Here is a 15,023-nt window from a genome sequence, read left to right on the forward strand (position 1 = left end):
GGGCATGGGATCCTTGGCGCTTTTGCGCCAGGGAATTACTTTATGTCGACCATTCATATCGCCGCAGCCCTGTTGCTCAACGCGCAAGGCCAGACCCTGCTGGTGCGCAAGCGCGGCACCACGGCTTTCATGCAACCGGGCGGCAAGATCGAAGCCAACGAGTTGCCAGTGCACGCATTGGCCCGTGAGCTGGAAGAAGAACTCGGGCTGCAGATCGACCCGGCGCAGGCGATTTTCCTCAACAGTTTTTCCGCCCCCGCCGCCAACGAGCCGGGCTTCATTGTCCATGCGGAAATCTTTCAACTGACCATCGATAGCGACGTCTGCCCGGCGGCGGAAATCGAGGAAGTCATCTGGGTCGATCCGGCCACTGATCCGGCGCTCGAGCTGGCGCCATTGACACGCGAGCACATCCTGCCGTTTTATCGCCGTTCACTGATTGCACTCGCCTGATCATTCCCGCAAAGGACGTTGCCATGATCCCGTTGCAAGACCTGCTGATCTTCGCCGCCACCGCATTGCTGATGGTGCTGACGCCGGGGCCGAACATGATCTATCTGATCTCGCGGTCGATCTGTCAAGGGCGCCGCGCCGGAGTGACTTCGTTACTTGGCGTGGTCGGCGGGTTCTTCGTGCATATGTTCGCCGCGGCGGCGGGTTTGACGGCGGTGTTTCTCGCCGTGCCGATGGCTTATGAAGTGTTGAAATGGGCCGGTGCGCTGTACCTGCTGTGGCTGGCCTGGCAAGCGGTGAAACCCGGCGCGCGTTCGCCGTTCGAAGCGCAGCAATTGCCGCCCGACTCGTCGCGCAAATTGATCACCATGGGTTTTCTCACCAGCGCACTGAACCCGAAAATCGCCGTGTTCTATCTGTCAGTGTTTCCGCAATTCATCAGCCCTGAGCACGGCTCGGTGTTCACCCAAAGCATCGTCCTCGGCCTCACGCAGATCAGCGTCAGCTTCAGCGTCAATCTGTTGATCGCGCTGTTCGCCGCAGGCATCGCCTCGTGGTTTGTGCGCAACCCGACGTGGCTGGCGATGCAGCGTTATTTCATGGGCTTGGTGCTCGGCGGCCTCGCCGTAAAACTGATGCTCGAACAACGCCGGACCGCCTGACATGTGGATCGAACGGCTGGACGCCAGTCACGCCCTGGCCTACCGCGAACTGATGCTGCAAGCCTATGACCGGCATCCGCAGGCCTTCACTTCCAGCGTGCGCGAACGCGCAGTGATGCCGTTGAGTTGGTGGGAAGGGCGCCTGACCAGCAATCTCGATGTGGTGCTGGGGGCATTCGATGCCGGGACGTTGGCCGGGATTGTCGGCCTGGCGTTCGAACCGCGCGAGAAGGCGCGCCACAAGGCCACTCTCTTCGGCATGTATGTCTCGGCGGATTTTCGTCGCCGGGGTCTGGGCTTTGATCTGGTGCAGGCGGCATTGGCCGAAGCGCAAAAGCATCCGGCGCTGAAACTGCTGCAGCTCACTGTCACCGCCGGCAATGACGCGGCTTTTCAGTTGTACCAGCGTTGCGGCTTCATTCAGTACGGCCTCGAACCACTCGCCGTGCGGGTGGGCGAAGACTACTTCGACAAGATCCATATGTGGCGCCAGCTCTGACCCACCACGACAATCCTTGTACTGATCGTTCCCACGCTCTGCGTGGGAATGCAGCCCGGGACGCTCTGCGTCCCATCCAAAGCCGAACGCAGAGCGTCCGTTGAGGCATTCCCACGCAGAGCGTGGGAACGATCATCTCCTGCACAGCAGATCAGCGTACGGCACTGACCCCATCGAGGGTCGAAAACGAAGTGTCCTTGGCGGTCAGCAGGAAGTCGCGCATATACGGCGCGTCGAGCATGTCGGTGCGAATCGCCGCGTACAGCGTCGCGAACAAGCCCTTTTCACCCAACCGTTTGCCCTTCACATAGCCGCGCGAGCTGTATTCATGCAGCGCCCAGTGCGGCATGCCGCAGACGCCACGGCCGCTGGCGACCAGTTGCATCATCATCACCGTCAGCTCGGAAGTGCGCACCTGCGCCGGTTCGATGTCGGCCGGTTCGAGGAAGCGGGTGAAGATGTCCAGGCGATCGCGCTCGACCGGGTAGGTGATCAGCGTTTCCGTCAACAAGTCTTCAGGAACGATGTACGGCTTGCTCGCCAGCGCATGCTGGTTGGCCACCGCGAGCATGGCTTCGTAGGTGAACAGCGGCACGTAAGTGATGCCGGCAATTTCCAGCGGATCGGAGGTCACCACCAGATCCAGATCGCCACGGGCCAGTGCCGGCAGCGGCGCGAAAGCGAAACCCGAAGCCAGGTCCAGCTCGACTTCCGGCCAGGCATCGCGGAACTGGTCGATGGTCGGCATCAGCCACTGGAAGCAGCTGTGGCATTCGATCGCCATGTGCAGACGCCCGGCGGTGCCACCGGCCAGCCGACCAATGTCCCGTTCCGCAGCACGCAACAGCGGCAGAGTGGCGTCGGCCAGTTGCAGCAGGCGCAGACCGGCGCTGGTGAAGCGCACCGGTTTGGTCTTGCGCACGAACAACTGCATGCCCATGCGCTCTTCCAGCTCTTTGAACTGGTGCGACAAGGCTGACTGCGTCAGATGCAGGCGGTCAGCGGCATCGACAAGACTGTCGGCTTCGCGCAGGGCGTGCAGGGTTTTCAGATGTCGGATTTCAAGCACCGGCGGGCTCCATGAAGAAAACTTGTGACGAATGCGTGGAAGGTGAGTTTGTCTCATGAAGCACGCTTTGTCGATCTGCCGGCCAGGATCCAGCGATGCAATCAACAGCGGACCGCTCGGCAGTCTTCATCAAACTGTCATGCAACTGTGGCAGCGCGCTTGTACGAACTTCATCAGACTCGCGCTCTACTGGGGTGCTGCGTTTTGGTGTTTTTCATGTTCAAGAGAGTTTTTTCAGTCGCGGCCGCGTTGGCCGCGCTTTTGTTCGGGGCCGGCTCGTTGGCAGCCGGACGCTGCGATGTCAACGTGCCGACCGAGCACGCCGAGCTGGCGCAGGTCAGTCTTGCCTATCAGAGTATCGGTCGTGCGTCGGACCCGGCGCTGTTGCTGGTCATGGGCCTGGGTGGGCAGTTGATCCACTGGCCGGACGAAGTCGTTGTCGCTTTGTGCCAGCAGGGTTTCCGCGTGATCCGCTATGACAACCGCGACGTCGGATTGTCGACCTGGCGGCAGGCGCCGATCGAGGCCAATCTGACCTTCGAAGTGCTGCGTTACAAACTCGGTCTGCCGGTCTCGGCCCCGTACAGCCTGACCGACATGGCCGACGATGCGCTGGGCTTGATGACGGCGCTGAAGGTTGAGCAATTCCACGTGCTCGGCGCGAGCATGGGCGGGATGATCGCCCAGCACATGGCGGCGATGGCGCCGCAGCGGGTGGAAAGCCTGACGCTGATCATGACCACTTCCGGCGCTGAAGGCCTGCCGGCGCCGAGTGCGGCGCTGGTGCAGTTGCTCTCGCGCCGAGGCGCGCCGAACCGCGAAGTGGCGCTGGAGCAACAGGCCGATCTGCTCGCGGCACTCGGTAGCCCGGCGGTAACCGATGATCGCCAAGCGCTGTTGCAACAGGCGGCTGCGTCCTACGACCGCGCGTTCAACCCCGAAGGCGTCAAACGGCAAATCATGGCGATTCTTGCCGAGCCGAGCCGGGTGGCACTGCTCAATCAACTGCGCGTGCCGACCCTGGTGGTGCACGGCACGGCAGATCCGCTGCTGCCGGTGATGCACGGCGTACATCTGGCGGCGCACATCCAGGGCAGTCAGTTGAAGCTGATTCCGGGACTCGCGCATCGCTTTCAGGAGGCGTTCAAGGAACCGTTGCTGGCGGCGGTGCTGCCGTATCTGCAGGCGCATCGCGAGGATACTTCGCATTGGGCGCAGGTCGATCCGGCAGCGCCGAACAATCTGCTGTAACAGTGCCAGCATCCTGTCGCCAAAAAAATATCAATGTGCCACTATTGTTTGCCGCGTTGTTGCCGATAAGGCGCAGGAACGTTTTCAGACATAGGGACTTGATCCATGATTTTTCGCGCTACACGTCAATGGGCCGCGCTGGCTCTGCTCGCCGTACTGACTCTCACCGGCTGCGCCCATGTGCAACCGCCCGTGGCCCTGGACAAACAGTTCTGGGATGCCAAAGAGCCGACCATCGGTGTGGCCATTACCGTCGTACCGTCGCCGGTGCTGGCGCTGACCGGCAATCAGGGCATCCTCGATTACGCCATCAATGCCGGCGTCAACAGCAAGCTCAGCGCCAATGTCGAGACCTGGCAGGTGCGCGATCTGGAAACCCTGCCCGACGCCATAGTCGCCAAGTTGCAGGCCAAGGGCTACAAGGCCAAGCGCATTGATGAAAAGGTCGATCTGAAGACCTTCAAGGAAGTCGATTTCCGCGAGGGCTACATGACCAAGGACCTGTCGCCGATGAAAGCTGCCCACGGCATCGACCGTCTGTTGCTGGTGTCGATTTATGCCACCGGTGCCACCCGTAGCTACTACAGCATCGTGCCTACCAGCGTGCCGATGGCCCAGGTCGGCGGCCAGGGCATGGTGATCGATCTGTCGGACAACAAACTCTTGTGGTACCAGCCATTCGCCGCTGTGCAAGCCGCGCAAGGCGAGTGGGACGAGCCGTCCTACACCAACCTGTCCAACGCGTTTTATCAGGCGATGGATAACAGCCGTCAGCAAATGATCGCCCCGTTCGCGCAATGAAACGTCTGGCGCTGACCCTCGCGGCGATCTCGCTGCTGGCGTTGCCTGGCTGTGCGCAGAAACCGGCACCCGAGGCCGGTTTCAAGGATCAGGCCGCCATGAGCTATGTGCAGGCTCACGGGCTCAAGGTCGACGTGCAACTGCCGGCGGAATTTGTCGGCGCCAGCACGGTGATCGATAGCAAGGCGGCAGTGAATGCGGCCAATTCCAGTTACACGCTGGTATCGAGCTCCGGCGCGGGCGCCGGGTTGGCGGGGATTCTGGTGGCCAGCTTGATCAACACGCAAATGGGGTCCGGTACCTTACAGCGCGATGCCGAAAAAGCCGCGCTGAACGAATCGCGGCCGCTGGCCGACCTGCTCGCCGGCGTGCCGTTGCAGGAGCGCTTGCAACAGCGTTTTCAGGCGGCGTCGCAAGTCTCCGGATTCAAGCAGGGGGCAGGTGCGGTGACGGCACGCTTGCTGATCGAACCGAAGCTGATGCTGACGCCCGATCGCGGCAGTTTCGTGCTGGTCAATCAGGTGCAATTGCAGGATATCGCCGGCTCGCCGCTGTACCGCATGCGCATCGAAGTGGCCAGTCAGCCGATTCGTCGTTGCGGCAAGCAATGCATTGATGATGGCGCCCTTGACCTGGCCAAGGTCACCGCCGTGCTGGATGAATGCATTGACGAATCCATGCGCGTGTTGAGCGCCGATCTGATGCAACCGACGCCACCGCCGGCCGCGCAGGAAACCCTGCGTTACGTGCTCGACGGCCAGCGCGTGGTCGAGCGCGGTTATCAACTGGCGCAGAACGGCAACTACTGGCGCTACCGCAATCTCTACGGTGCGGTGAAGTCAGTGCCGGTGCCGTTCGAGGATGCCTTGTCGTCCGCGCAACTGGCCCGAGTCTACGGTCGCTAGAGGCAGATGCGCGTGGGTTCAAGCATGCAGCCTGACCCACACGCTGACCAGCACCGTCGCCGCTATCAACCAGGCCACCGCCGCCACCGCCAGTGACGCTTCCAGGCGCATGCGGTCGACCATCACATACAACGTCGCCAGGTACACGAAGTAGGGAATGATCGACCACATGCCGAACACGATTGTGGTCTTCAGATCGTCGACCGAACGGCCCTTGCCGACGATGTAATGCGCGATCAGGGCAAAGGTCGGGAACAGCGGCACCAGGCCGGCGATGTAATAGTTCCTGGTCTTGGACAGTGCCGCGAGGATCAGCACCACTGCGGCGCCGATGGCGGCTTTGAGAATCAGATCCATCAGTGGCTCAGCCCGTACTTTTTGACTTTGTCGAACAGCGTGGTCTTGGCCATGCCCAGTTCCTGGCTGGCCTGGGTCAGGTTGCCGCCGCTGCGTTGCAAGGCGTCGACCAGCAGATTGCGCTCGAACGCTTCCACCGCTTCGGCAAACGCCAGACCCTGGCCGGCGCTGGCCCCGGATTTCTTGAAGGCCGGCAGGCCGAGGGCGAAGCGTTCGGCGACGTTGCGCAGTTCGCGCACGTTGCCCGGCCAATCATGGCTCATCAGGTTCGACAGGGTCTGGTTGTCCAGTTCCGGCAGTGCGCGATCAAAGCGCAGCGCCGACTGCTGGGTGAAGTGTTCGAACAGTTGCAGGATGTCTTCACGGCGTTCGCGCAGCGGCGGCAATTCCAGGGTCACAACGTTGAGGCGGTAGTACAAGTCGCTGCGAAACTCGCCGGCCTTGCTCGACTCATCAAGGTCGGATTTGGTCGCCGCAATCACCCGGCAATCCACTGCCACGCTCTGGTTCGAGCCGAGACGTTCGAGGGTGCGTTCCTGCAATACGCGCAGCAACTTGATCTGCAACGGCAGCGGCATGCTTTCCACTTCGTCGAGGAACAGCGTACCGCCGTCGGCGTGCTCGATCTTGCCGATGCGGCGTTTGCCGGCGCCGGTGAAGGCGTTGGCTTCGTGGCCGAAGATCTCGCTTTCAAAAAGGTTTTCCGGCAGGCCGCCGCAATTCAGCGCGACGAACTGTTTGCTGTGGCGCCGACTGAAATCGTGCAGGCAACGAGCGACCAGCTCCTTGCCGGTGCCGGTCTCGCCTTCGATCAAGACGTTGGCCGAAGTGTCGGCGACGTTTGCGATCAGTTCGCGCAGATTCTGCATCGCTGGTGAACGGCCGATGATCCGCCCTTCAAGGGAGTCGCGTTCAGCCAGTTGCCGACGCAACGAGGAAACCTCGCGGGCGAGGCTGCGTTGCTCCAGCGCCCGTCGCGCGACATCGACCAAGCGTTCCGGCGAGAACGGTTTTTCCATGAAATCGTAAGCGCCTTTCTGCATCGCGCCGACGGCCATGGAAATGTCGCCGTGGCCGGTGATCAGCACTACCGGCAGGCTGCGATCACGCTGCTTGAGGCGGGTGAGCAATTCCAGGCCATCGATGCCCGGCAGGCGGATGTCGCTGATGACGATGCCGGCAAAGTTGTCGCCGACCTGCGCTAGCGCTTCTTCGGCACTGCCGACGCCGATGCACGGAATGTCTTCGAGGGTCAGCGCCTGTTGGCAGCCGAGCAGCACATGGGGGTCATCTTCGACAATCAGCACACTGAGTTCAGGGTTCATATTGGCTCGGCAGAAAGAGGGCTTACCAACGGTAAACTGAGGACGAAAGTGGTGCCACCGCCGGCCGGGTGTTCGACACCCAGGTGCCCGCCGGTAGCGGCGGCGAGGCTGGCGGACAGGGTCAGGCCCAGTCCCAGGCCTTGCTCGCCGGGTTTGGTGGTGAAGAACGGTTCGAACAGATGCTTGCGCGCTTCGGCGTCGATGCCGTGGCCGTTGTCGCGCACCCGCAAGCGATACTTGCCGTTGAATTCTTCACCCTCCAGCCACAGCTGCGGCTGCGGTTGCGCGTGCATGGCGTCGAGGGCGTTGCCGATCAGGTTGACGAGGATCTGTTCGAGACGGGTCTGATCGATCAGCAGATGCACATCGGCAAACTGCCGGTGAATCTGCAGTGCGGTGTTTTCCACGCGCGCGCCGAGCACTTGCAATGCAGCGTCGACGGCTTTGCCGAGACTGGCCTGACCCTGGTTGTCGCCGCGCCGGGCAAATGAACGCAGGCTGGCGGTGATCCGGCCCATGCGGTCGATCAGGTCGTTGATGGTCTTGAGGTTGGTGCTGGCGACGTCGAGCTGGCCGCGCTCGAGAAAGCGCACGGTGTTGCCCGACAGCGTGCGCATCGCCGCCAGCGGCTGGTTCAGTTCATGGGCAATGCTGGTCGACATCTGGCCGATGGCCGCGAGTTTGCCGGCCTGCACCAGTTCATCCTGGGCGCGGCGCAACGTCTCTTCGGCCTGGCGGCGCTCGCGGATCTGACTCTTCAGGCGTTCGTTGCTGGCGCGCAGATCGGCGGTGCGTTCGGTAATCCGACGCTCCAGTTGACTGTTGGCTTCCTGCAACGCTTCGCGGGCGGCGAGGCGGGTGGCGAGGACTTTGCGCCGCTCGTTCCAGGCAATCAGCAGAAAAGCAAACAGGGCAAACGCCACCGCCACCAGAATGCCTTGGTTGATCGCTTCGCGGCGCAGGTCCTGCAACGGCGTGAGCAGGGTGAAATTCCACGGCGTGTCGCTCAGCAGTCGGGTTTGCGCCAGATAACTGATGTCGTCTTCGTCGGGCTGCAATTCGCTGTTGGCCGGGAAGGTCAGTTTCTCCACGCCTTCGGCCAGTGTCTCGCGGGCCAGCGGTTGCAGTTCGTTGAGCGGGAACCAGTAGTACTGCAGGCTGCGGGCGAGTTTTTCCTTGACCTCGTCGCTCAGCGGAATTACCGATTTCAGACGCCTGGCGGGATCGCTGGAGAGAATGATGATGCCGTTCTCATCGCTGACGAACGCTTCCAGACGCGCCCGTTGCCAACGCTCTTCCATGGCTTCCAGACGCACCTTGACCACCGCGACACCGATGATCTTGCCGTGCTCTTCGAGGCCGTGGGCGAGGTAGTAACCGGGTTCGCCGTTGGTGCTGCCAATGCCATAGAAGCGCCCGGGCTGGCCGCGCACGGCGTCCTTGAAATAGGCGCGGAAGGACAAGTCTTCACCCAGATAACTGTCGACATCGCGCCAGTTGCTGGTGGCCATGACCCGGCCGGTGGTGTCCATGACGTAGATGGCCCGGCTGCGGCTGCGGCGGTTCAGGCCTTCGAGGTAATCGTTGACCGTCTGCCGGTGCTCCGGGGTCGGGTCGGCCAGCAACTGCGGCACACTGGTTTCGAGTTCCAGCAGACTGGGCAGGTAGGTGTATTTGCTGATCTCGCTTTCGACCGCGCGGGCGTGCAGTTCCAGCTGACGCTGACCGTTCTCGCCGAGGCTGCGGATGCCGAAGTGTTCACTGGTCCAGAAGCCGATGAAACCCAGTCCGACCATCAGGGCGATGATCAGCGGCGGCAGGAACAGATGACGGATCAGACGGGGCTTCACGGCAAGTGATGGCTCTGCAGCGCGATAAAGAGTGGGGTCGCATTTCATCACAGATGCCTTGGGTCAACCACAACACTTGTTTGTGCCTGTGGCGAGGGGATTTATCCCCGTTGGGCCGCGAAGCGGCCCCAAAACCATCACTGCGGTTTAACTGAAAGACCGCATGCACAGGTTTTTACGACTGCTGCACAGCCGGACGGGGATAAATCCCCTCGCCACAGGGGATCTCATTGTCAGGCTGCCCGCACCCCACAGACAGGGTGCGGGTGTGTTGCTTTTAGTGCTGCAGGATTTTCTCAAGGAAGTGCTGCGCGCGTTCGGAGCGGGCGCTGATGTCGCCGAAGAATTCCTCTTTCGGGCAGTCTTCGATGATCTTGCCCTGGTCCATGAAGATCACCCGGTCCGCCACTTTACGGGCGAAGCCCATTTCGTGCGTCACGCACATCATGGTCATGCCTTCGTGGGCCAGCTGCACCATGACGTCGAGCACTTCATTGACCATTTCCGGGTCGAGCGCCGAGGTCGGTTCGTCGAACAGCATGACGATCGGGTCCATCGCCAGCGCACGGGCAATCGCCACACGCTGTTGCTGACCACCGGACAGTTGCCCCGGATGCTTGTGGGCGTGCGCCGACAAACCTACGCGCTCGAGCAGTTGCAGACCTTTTTTGGTCGCCTCTTCCTTGCTGCGACCGAGCACCTTGATCTGCGCGATGGTCAGGTTTTCGGTGATGGTCAGGTGCGGGAACAGCTCGAAATGCTGGAACACCATGCCGACGCGCGAACGCAGTTTCGGCAGGTTGGTTTTCGGATCGGCGATCGACGTGCCGTCAACCACAACGTCGCCTTTCTGGAACGGTTCCAGGGCGTTGACGCACTTGATCAGCGTCGACTTGCCCGAACCCGACGGGCCGCAGACCACGATCACTTCGCCTTTCTTGACCTCGGTGCTGCAATCAGTCAGCACCTGGAAGTCCCCATACCACTTGTTGATGTTTTTGATAGAGATCATACGGCGAACCTTTTTTGCAGACGCTTGACCAACCGCGAGGCGGCGAAGCTGATGATGAAGTACACGAGACCGGCGAAAATCAGGAACTCATTGGAGCGGCCGATGATGTCGCCGCTGGCGCGCGAGGCGTTGAGGAAGTCCACCAGGCCCACGGTGTAGACCAGCGAGGTGTCCTGGAACAGGATGATGCTCTGCTGCAGCAGCAGCGGGGTCATCTTGCGGAACGCCTGCGGCAGGATGATCAGGCGCATCATCTGTCCGTAGTTCATGCCCAGCGCTTGCGCGGCACCCATCTGGCCCTTGGAAATCGACTGCACACCGGCACGGACGATTTCGCAGAAGTACGCCGCTTCGAACATCATGAACGCCACGACGCAAGAGGTGAACGCACCGATCGGCGTGTCTTCGCCGGTGATCCAGCGCAGCACGAACGGCACCGCCAGGTAGAACCAGGTGATCACCAGCAGCAGCGGAATCGAGCGGAAATAGTTGACGTAGGCGCCAGCGATGCTCGACAGCAGCTTGTTGTGCGACAAACGGCACAGCGCGAGGATCGTGCCGAGAATCATCCCGCCGATCACGCCCATGGCCATCAGCTTGAGGGTCATCACCATACCGTTCCACAAACCGGGAATGGCCGGGACGATGCCACTGAAATCGAATTCCATTATTTACCCCCCACGGAGATCAGGCCGGGCACCGCGACTTTTTTCTCGACCAGGCGCATCAGCAGCATCAGGCTCATGTTGAGGGTGAAATAGATCAGGGTTGCCAGGGTGAACGCTTCGAACAGGTTGGCCGAGAACTCGGCGGTCTGTTTGGTCTGCGCCAGCAATTCCATCAAACCGATCAAGGACGCCACGGAGGAGTTCTTGAACACGTTGAGGAATTCCGAGGTGAGCGGCGGAATGATGATCCGGTAGGCCTGGGGCAGCAGCACGTTCCAGTAGATCTGCGGCAGCTTGAAACCCATCGCGCGGGCGGCGGATTCCTGACCCCGAGGCAGTGCCTGGATACCGGTGCGCACTTGCTCGCAGACACGGGCGGCGGTGAACAGACCGAGGCAGACGACAACGCTGAGGTAGGCCGAAGTGGTCGGGTTGAGGTCCTGCTTGTACCACTCCTGCAGATCCGGCGGCAGCAGATCGGGCACCAGAAAGTACCAGATGAACAGCTGCACCAGCAGCGGCACGTTACGGAACAGCTCGACGTAGCAGGTCGCGATGCCCGATACGATGCGGTTCGGCACAGTGCGCATGATGCCCAGCAGCGAGCCGAGCAGCAGGGCGATGATCCACGCCACGACGGCGATGGCGATGGTCCAGCCCAGACCGGAGATGAACCAGTCGAGATAGGTCTCGCTGCCCACACCGGTGGACTTGAAGAACACGCCCCAGTCCCAGTTGTAATTCATTAGGGTCTCCCCTCGATTCGATCGATGTACAAGTGCCCGCTTGGGGAACTCCGTTCCCTCCCCAGTCTTTTTTCAAAGACCGGGCACACGCGATCGGCTCGACAGCCACCGGTTCGAGTGTTTCCAGAAAAATGCCAGCAGGGAGTGACCATCCCCTGAAAAGGCAGGCGCCTCCTCAGGGGATAAGGTTAGTCAGAAAATCAGGACTTCTTGTCGTCAGCCGCTTTGTCGGTCGGATTGGCGATCAGGGTCTTGAGCTCGTCGCTCATCGGGAAGTTCAGGTTCAGGCCTTTTGGCGGAATCGGCTGCATGAACCATTTCTCGTAGATCTTGTTGATTTCGCCCGAAGCGTAAGTGGCCTTGATCGCGTCATCCACAGCCTTTTTGAACGGCTCGTCGCCTTTGCGCATCATGCAGCCGTAGATTTCGTACGACTGTGGCGTGCCGGTCACTTCCCAATCGGCGGCTTTCTTGGCCTTGGCGGCTTCGCCGGCCAGCAGCGCGTCATCCATCATGAACGCAACGGCACGGCCCGATTCCAGCATCTGGAAGGACTCGCCGTGGTCTTTGGCGGAGATGACGTTCATGCCCATCTGCTTGTCGGCGTTCATCGCCTTGAGGATGCGCTCGGAGGTGGTGCCGGCGGTGGTTACGACGTTCTTGCCTTTCAGATCGTCGAAATCCTTGTACTTGGAGTCTTTCTTGGACAGCAGACGGGTACCGATTTCGAAGATGCCGACGGAGAAGTCGACCTGCTGCTGACGCTCGACGTTGTTGGTGGTCGAACCGCACTCGACGTCCACGGTGCCGTTCTGCACCAGCGGGATACGGGTCTGCGAGGTGACGAGGTTGTATTTGACTTGCAGGTTCGGCAGGTCGAGGTCTTTCTTGATCGCTTCGACGATCTTCAGCTGGATATCGTGCGAGTAGCCGACCGGCTTGCCGGACGCATCAGCGATGTAGGAGAACGGAATGGAGGCGTCACGGTGGCCCAGGGTGATGACACCGGACTCTTTGATCTTCTTCAGGGTGCCGGTGAGTTCGGCGGCGAAAACTGGCGTGCTGATCAGAGCGGCAGCAATGGCTGCGCCCAGGATATGGGGAACGATGCGCATCAAATTTTCCTCGACATTGTTTTTTTTATGGAGCCAGTTTGTCGGCCCTTTTTGTGCTTCGAATGCCTGACGGCTCCTGAAGTGTTGGCACAGCAGGCATTCGTCGAGAGAGTGTAGAGCATGACTCGTGCCAGACCAGTCACAGTCGGTTAACCATTTGTTTTATAACGTTATTAAAGTTTTGTGGCGGTAATTTTTTGAGGGTGAGATCCGGTTAACCGAATCGACTGTGGAGTCGCGTTCGGAAAACCGAACGATCAAAAGCCCCTCACCCTAACCCTCTCCCGGAGGGAGAGGGGACTGACTGCGGTGGATGGTCGAGTTACGGCGACGCGAGATACCGAGTCGACCTCGGACTTTGGAACCCACGGAGATCGGCTCCCTTTCCCCCTCTACCCCTTGGGGGAGAGGGCTGGGGTGAGGGGGAAAAGATCTAACTGCCCCAATCAGGTTCAACAAAGTCCACATAACAAAAAGCCCCTGAATCTCTCGATGCAGGGGCTTTCGTTTGAACGGTGAGATCAAGCCGCTTCGATCTTCCGATTCTGCTCAACCTTGCCCAGATACGTCGCGAGCTTCTGCTGCTCCTCCGCTGTGGTGAACAAGCCTAGCTTGGTACGGCGCCACAGGATGTCATGCGCCGTGGTCGCCCATTCTTCGCTGCACAGGTAATCGACTTCGCGGGTGTAGAGCCCGCCACCGATGTGTTCGCCCATGTCGGCCAGTGTTTCCACGCCTTCGAGCATGCGCCAGGTGCGGCTGCCGTAGGTGACGGCCCAGCGCCGGGCGATTTCGGTCGGGACGAAATCGAATTTGTCGCGAATTCGCGCGCTCAGCGCCTCTGGCGTGGTCATGTCTTCGCCACCGGGCAGGGTGGCGGTCGCGGTCCAGCTCGGGCGCATCTGGGTGAAGAACGGCATCAACTGCGCCATCGCCGATTCGGCGAGTTTGCGGTAAGTGGTGAGCTTGCCACCGAACACCGACAGCAACGGCGCTTCTTCGGCACTGCCCGACAGCGCTAGGGTGTAATCGCGGGTCACTGCCGACGGGTTGTCGGATTCGTCGTTGCACAGCGGCCGAACGCCCGAGTAGCTGTGCAGGATGTCTTCGCGGCTGAGCTGCTTCTTGAAGTGCGCGTTGACCACTTTCAGCACGTAATCGGTTTCGCCTTCGGTGATCGCCACTTTCGCCGGGTCGCCGGTGTACTCGCGGTCGGTAGTGCCGATCAGGGTGAAGTGGTTCAGGTACGGAATGGTGAAAACGATGCGCTGGTCTTCGTTTTGCAGAATGTGCGCATGCTCGCCTTCGTACAGTTTCGGCACGATGATGTGGCTGCCCTGGATCAAACGGATGCCATACGGCGATTCCATCTTCAGGTCGTCACGAATGAACTTCGCCACCCACGGACCGGCGGCGTTGACCAGTGCTTTGGCGGTGATCGAAAACAGGCTGCCGTCGGCGCGCTCCAGATGCAGATGCCACAAACCTTTGGTGCGGCGTGCACTGACGCAGCGGGTCTGGGTATGAATGTGGGCGCCTTTTTCGCGGGCGGCCATGGCGTTCAGGACCACGAGGCGGGCGTCATCGACCCAGCAGTCGGAGTATTCGAAGCCTTTCTTGATTTCGCTTTTCAGCGCGCTGTCGGCGCCAAACTTCAGGCTTTTCGAACCCGGCAGTTTTTCGCGCTTGCCGAGGTTGTCGTAAAGGAACAGGCCGGCACGAATCATCCACGCCGGACGCAGGTGCGGGCGGTGTGGCAGGACGAAACGCATCGGTTTGACGATGTGCGGCGCTTTCGCCAGCAGGACTTCGCGCTCGGCCAGCGCTTCGCGCACCAGACGGAATTCGTAATGTTCCAGGTAGCGCAGGCCACCGTGAATCAGCTTGCTGCTGGCCGAAGAGGTGTGGCTGGCCAAGTCGTCTTTTTCGCAAAGGAACACCGAAAGACCGCGACCGGCGGCATCCGCTGCGATCCCCACGCCATTGATCCCGCCGCCAATCACGGCAACATCATAGATCTCGGAGAGAGGGGGCGTACGCAAGGTAGAGGTGGACATCGGCTGGCCTCGGTTCTTTTGGTTTTATGTCTTGGAAATCGAACATTAATGTTCATTTGCGAAAATGGTAGCCCATAAACACGCGCACAGCCAGTCGCGTTCGATTGAAAAAACTCATCGAAGGGCGATTAAAAGAAAATTTTCGAACATGAACGCGCGCAAGGCGCAGAAGATGTGTGGTGTGATCGATCGTTTTCGCGAGCAGGCTCGCTCCCACATTTTGCAATGCATTCCAAGAGTGGGTGCGAGCCTG

The 15,023-nt window shown here is 60.6% G+C and carries 16 protein-coding genes; 6 read left to right on the plus strand and 10 right to left on the minus strand.

From position 1 onward, the window contains the following. The first annotated feature begins 42 nt into the window (after nt 1-42). The 3 genes from QMX86_RS18190 to QMX86_RS18200 are packed head-to-tail and all read left to right on the plus strand — an operon-like array spanning nt 43 to nt 1,614. Complete coding sequence (locus QMX86_RS18190) at nt 43-453, plus strand: NUDIX domain-containing protein (RefSeq protein WP_073473193.1); 411 nt, start codon at nt 43-45, stop codon at nt 451-453. Nucleotides 454-476: 23 nt separating this feature from the next. After that, the gene (locus QMX86_RS18195) at nt 477-1,115 is read left to right on the plus strand and encodes a LysE family translocator (protein ID WP_282383864.1); all 639 of its coding nucleotides are present in this window, start codon (nt 477-479) and stop codon (nt 1,113-1,115) included. Nucleotide 1,116: 1 nt separating this feature from the next. Beyond that, nucleotides 1,117-1,614, plus strand: coding sequence for a GNAT family N-acetyltransferase (locus tag QMX86_RS18200; RefSeq protein ID WP_282383862.1), 498 nt, complete (start codon nt 1,117-1,119; stop codon nt 1,612-1,614). 151 nt (nt 1,615-1,765) lie between these two features. On the opposite strand, the gene metR is transcribed toward QMX86_RS18200, so the two are convergent. Next, the gene (metR, locus tag QMX86_RS18205) at nt 1,766-2,683 is read right to left on the minus strand and encodes a transcriptional regulator MetR (RefSeq protein ID WP_016773382.1); all 918 of its coding nucleotides are present in this window, start codon (nt 2,681-2,683) and stop codon (nt 1,766-1,768) included. Between the two features lie 216 nt (nt 2,684-2,899). On the opposite strand from metR, the gene QMX86_RS18210 reads away from it, so the two are divergent. The 3 genes from QMX86_RS18210 (at nt 2,900) to QMX86_RS18220 (ending at nt 5,640) form a co-directional block, all read left to right on the plus strand. Beyond that, nucleotides 2,900-3,934, plus strand: a complete 1,035-nt coding sequence (locus QMX86_RS18210) for an alpha/beta hydrolase (protein WP_024014169.1) — start codon at nt 2,900-2,902, stop codon at nt 3,932-3,934. 105 nt (nt 3,935-4,039) lie between these two features. Next, the gene (locus QMX86_RS18215) at nt 4,040-4,735 is read left to right on the plus strand and encodes a hypothetical protein (RefSeq protein ID WP_024014168.1); all 696 of its coding nucleotides are present in this window, start codon (nt 4,040-4,042) and stop codon (nt 4,733-4,735) included. Beyond that, on the plus strand, nt 4,732-5,640 hold the full coding sequence (locus QMX86_RS18220) for a hypothetical protein (RefSeq protein WP_122507766.1): 909 nt from the start codon (nt 4,732-4,734) through the stop codon (nt 5,638-5,640). The genes QMX86_RS18215 and QMX86_RS18220 overlap by 4 nt, the downstream gene beginning before the upstream one ends. Nucleotides 5,641-5,658: 18 nt before the next feature. Here the strand turns inward: QMX86_RS18220 and QMX86_RS18225 are convergent, their stop codons facing one another. The 9 genes from QMX86_RS18225 to QMX86_RS18265 form a co-directional block, all read right to left on the minus strand. Further along, nucleotides 5,659-5,988, minus strand: coding sequence for a GlpM family protein (locus QMX86_RS18225; protein WP_172834034.1), 330 nt, complete (start codon nt 5,986-5,988; stop codon nt 5,659-5,661). An 8-nt stretch (nt 5,989-5,996) separates the two neighbouring features. Continuing rightward, on the minus strand, nt 5,997-7,322 hold the full coding sequence (locus QMX86_RS18230) for a sigma-54 dependent transcriptional regulator (RefSeq protein WP_024014166.1): 1,326 nt from the start codon (nt 7,320-7,322) through the stop codon (nt 5,997-5,999). After that, complete coding sequence (locus QMX86_RS18235; protein WP_150638632.1) at nt 7,319-9,220, minus strand: ATP-binding protein; 1,902 nt, start codon at nt 9,218-9,220, stop codon at nt 7,319-7,321. The genes QMX86_RS18230 and QMX86_RS18235 overlap by 4 nt, the downstream gene beginning before the upstream one ends. Nucleotides 9,221-9,449: 229 nt before the next feature. Then, on the minus strand, nt 9,450-10,184 hold the full coding sequence (locus QMX86_RS18240; RefSeq protein WP_016773390.1) for an amino acid ABC transporter ATP-binding protein: 735 nt from the start codon (nt 10,182-10,184) through the stop codon (nt 9,450-9,452). Continuing rightward, the gene (locus QMX86_RS18245) at nt 10,181-10,852 is read right to left on the minus strand and encodes an ABC transporter permease subunit (RefSeq protein WP_016773391.1); all 672 of its coding nucleotides are present in this window, start codon (nt 10,850-10,852) and stop codon (nt 10,181-10,183) included. The genes QMX86_RS18240 and QMX86_RS18245 overlap by 4 nt, the downstream gene beginning before the upstream one ends. After that, nucleotides 10,852-11,598 (minus strand): amino acid ABC transporter permease, encoded by a 747-nt coding sequence (locus QMX86_RS18250; protein WP_056790046.1) that lies wholly within the window; start codon nt 11,596-11,598, stop codon nt 10,852-10,854. The genes QMX86_RS18245 and QMX86_RS18250 overlap by 1 nt, the downstream gene beginning before the upstream one ends. A gap of 200 nt (nt 11,599-11,798) precedes the next feature. Then, nucleotides 11,799-12,713: a glutamate/aspartate ABC transporter substrate-binding protein gene (locus QMX86_RS18255; protein WP_095181779.1), complete on the minus strand. Its 915-nt coding sequence runs from the start codon at nt 12,711-12,713 to the stop codon at nt 11,799-11,801. A 521-nt stretch (nt 12,714-13,234) separates the two neighbouring features. Continuing rightward, nucleotides 13,235-14,770: a glycerol-3-phosphate dehydrogenase gene (glpD, locus tag QMX86_RS18260; RefSeq protein ID WP_282383855.1), complete on the minus strand. Its 1,536-nt coding sequence runs from the start codon at nt 14,768-14,770 to the stop codon at nt 13,235-13,237. A 52-nt stretch (nt 14,771-14,822) separates the two neighbouring features. Further along, the coding region (locus QMX86_RS18265; RefSeq protein WP_282390404.1) for a hypothetical protein at nt 14,823-15,023 on the minus strand (201 nt) is incomplete at its 5' end.

The sequence above is a fragment of the Pseudomonas sp. PS01270 genome (assembly GCF_029959775.1).
GTDB classification, from domain to species: Bacteria; Pseudomonadota; Gammaproteobacteria; order Pseudomonadales; family Pseudomonadaceae; genus Aquipseudomonas; species Aquipseudomonas atacamensis.

Excerpts from the sequence above, each read along its gene's own strand:
- QMX86_RS18190 (WP_073473193.1), top strand. The coding sequence starts at position 43 with ATGTCGACCATTCATATCGCCGCAGCCCTGTTGCTCAACGCGCAAGGC.
- QMX86_RS18195 (WP_282383864.1), top strand. The coding sequence starts at position 477 with ATGATCCCGTTGCAAGACCTGCTGATCTTCGCCGCCACCGCATTGCTG.
- QMX86_RS18200 (WP_282383862.1), top strand. The coding sequence starts at position 1,117 with ATGTGGATCGAACGGCTGGACGCCAGTCACGCCCTGGCCTACCGCGAA.
- QMX86_RS18210 (WP_024014169.1), top strand. The coding sequence starts at position 2,900 with ATGTTCAAGAGAGTTTTTTCAGTCGCGGCCGCGTTGGCCGCGCTTTTG.
- QMX86_RS18215 (WP_024014168.1), top strand. The coding sequence starts at position 4,040 with ATGATTTTTCGCGCTACACGTCAATGGGCCGCGCTGGCTCTGCTCGCC.
- QMX86_RS18220 (WP_122507766.1), top strand. The coding sequence starts at position 4,732 with ATGAAACGTCTGGCGCTGACCCTCGCGGCGATCTCGCTGCTGGCGTTG.
- QMX86_RS18230 (WP_024014166.1), bottom strand. The coding sequence starts at position 7,322 with ATGAACCCTGAACTCAGTGTGCTGATTGTCGAAGATGACCCCCATGTG.
- QMX86_RS18235 (WP_150638632.1), bottom strand. The coding sequence starts at position 9,220 with ATGAAATGCGACCCCACTCTTTATCGCGCTGCAGAGCCATCACTTGCC.
- QMX86_RS18240 (WP_016773390.1), bottom strand. The coding sequence starts at position 10,184 with ATGATCTCTATCAAAAACATCAACAAGTGGTATGGGGACTTCCAGGTG.
- QMX86_RS18245 (WP_016773391.1), bottom strand. The coding sequence starts at position 10,852 with ATGGAATTCGATTTCAGTGGCATCGTCCCGGCCATTCCCGGTTTGTGG.
- QMX86_RS18250 (WP_056790046.1), bottom strand. The coding sequence starts at position 11,598 with ATGAATTACAACTGGGACTGGGGCGTGTTCTTCAAGTCCACCGGTGTG.
- QMX86_RS18255 (WP_095181779.1), bottom strand. The coding sequence starts at position 12,713 with ATGCGCATCGTTCCCCATATCCTGGGCGCAGCCATTGCTGCCGCTCTG.
- glpD (WP_282383855.1), bottom strand. The coding sequence starts at position 14,770 with ATGTCCACCTCTACCTTGCGTACGCCCCCTCTCTCCGAGATCTATGAT.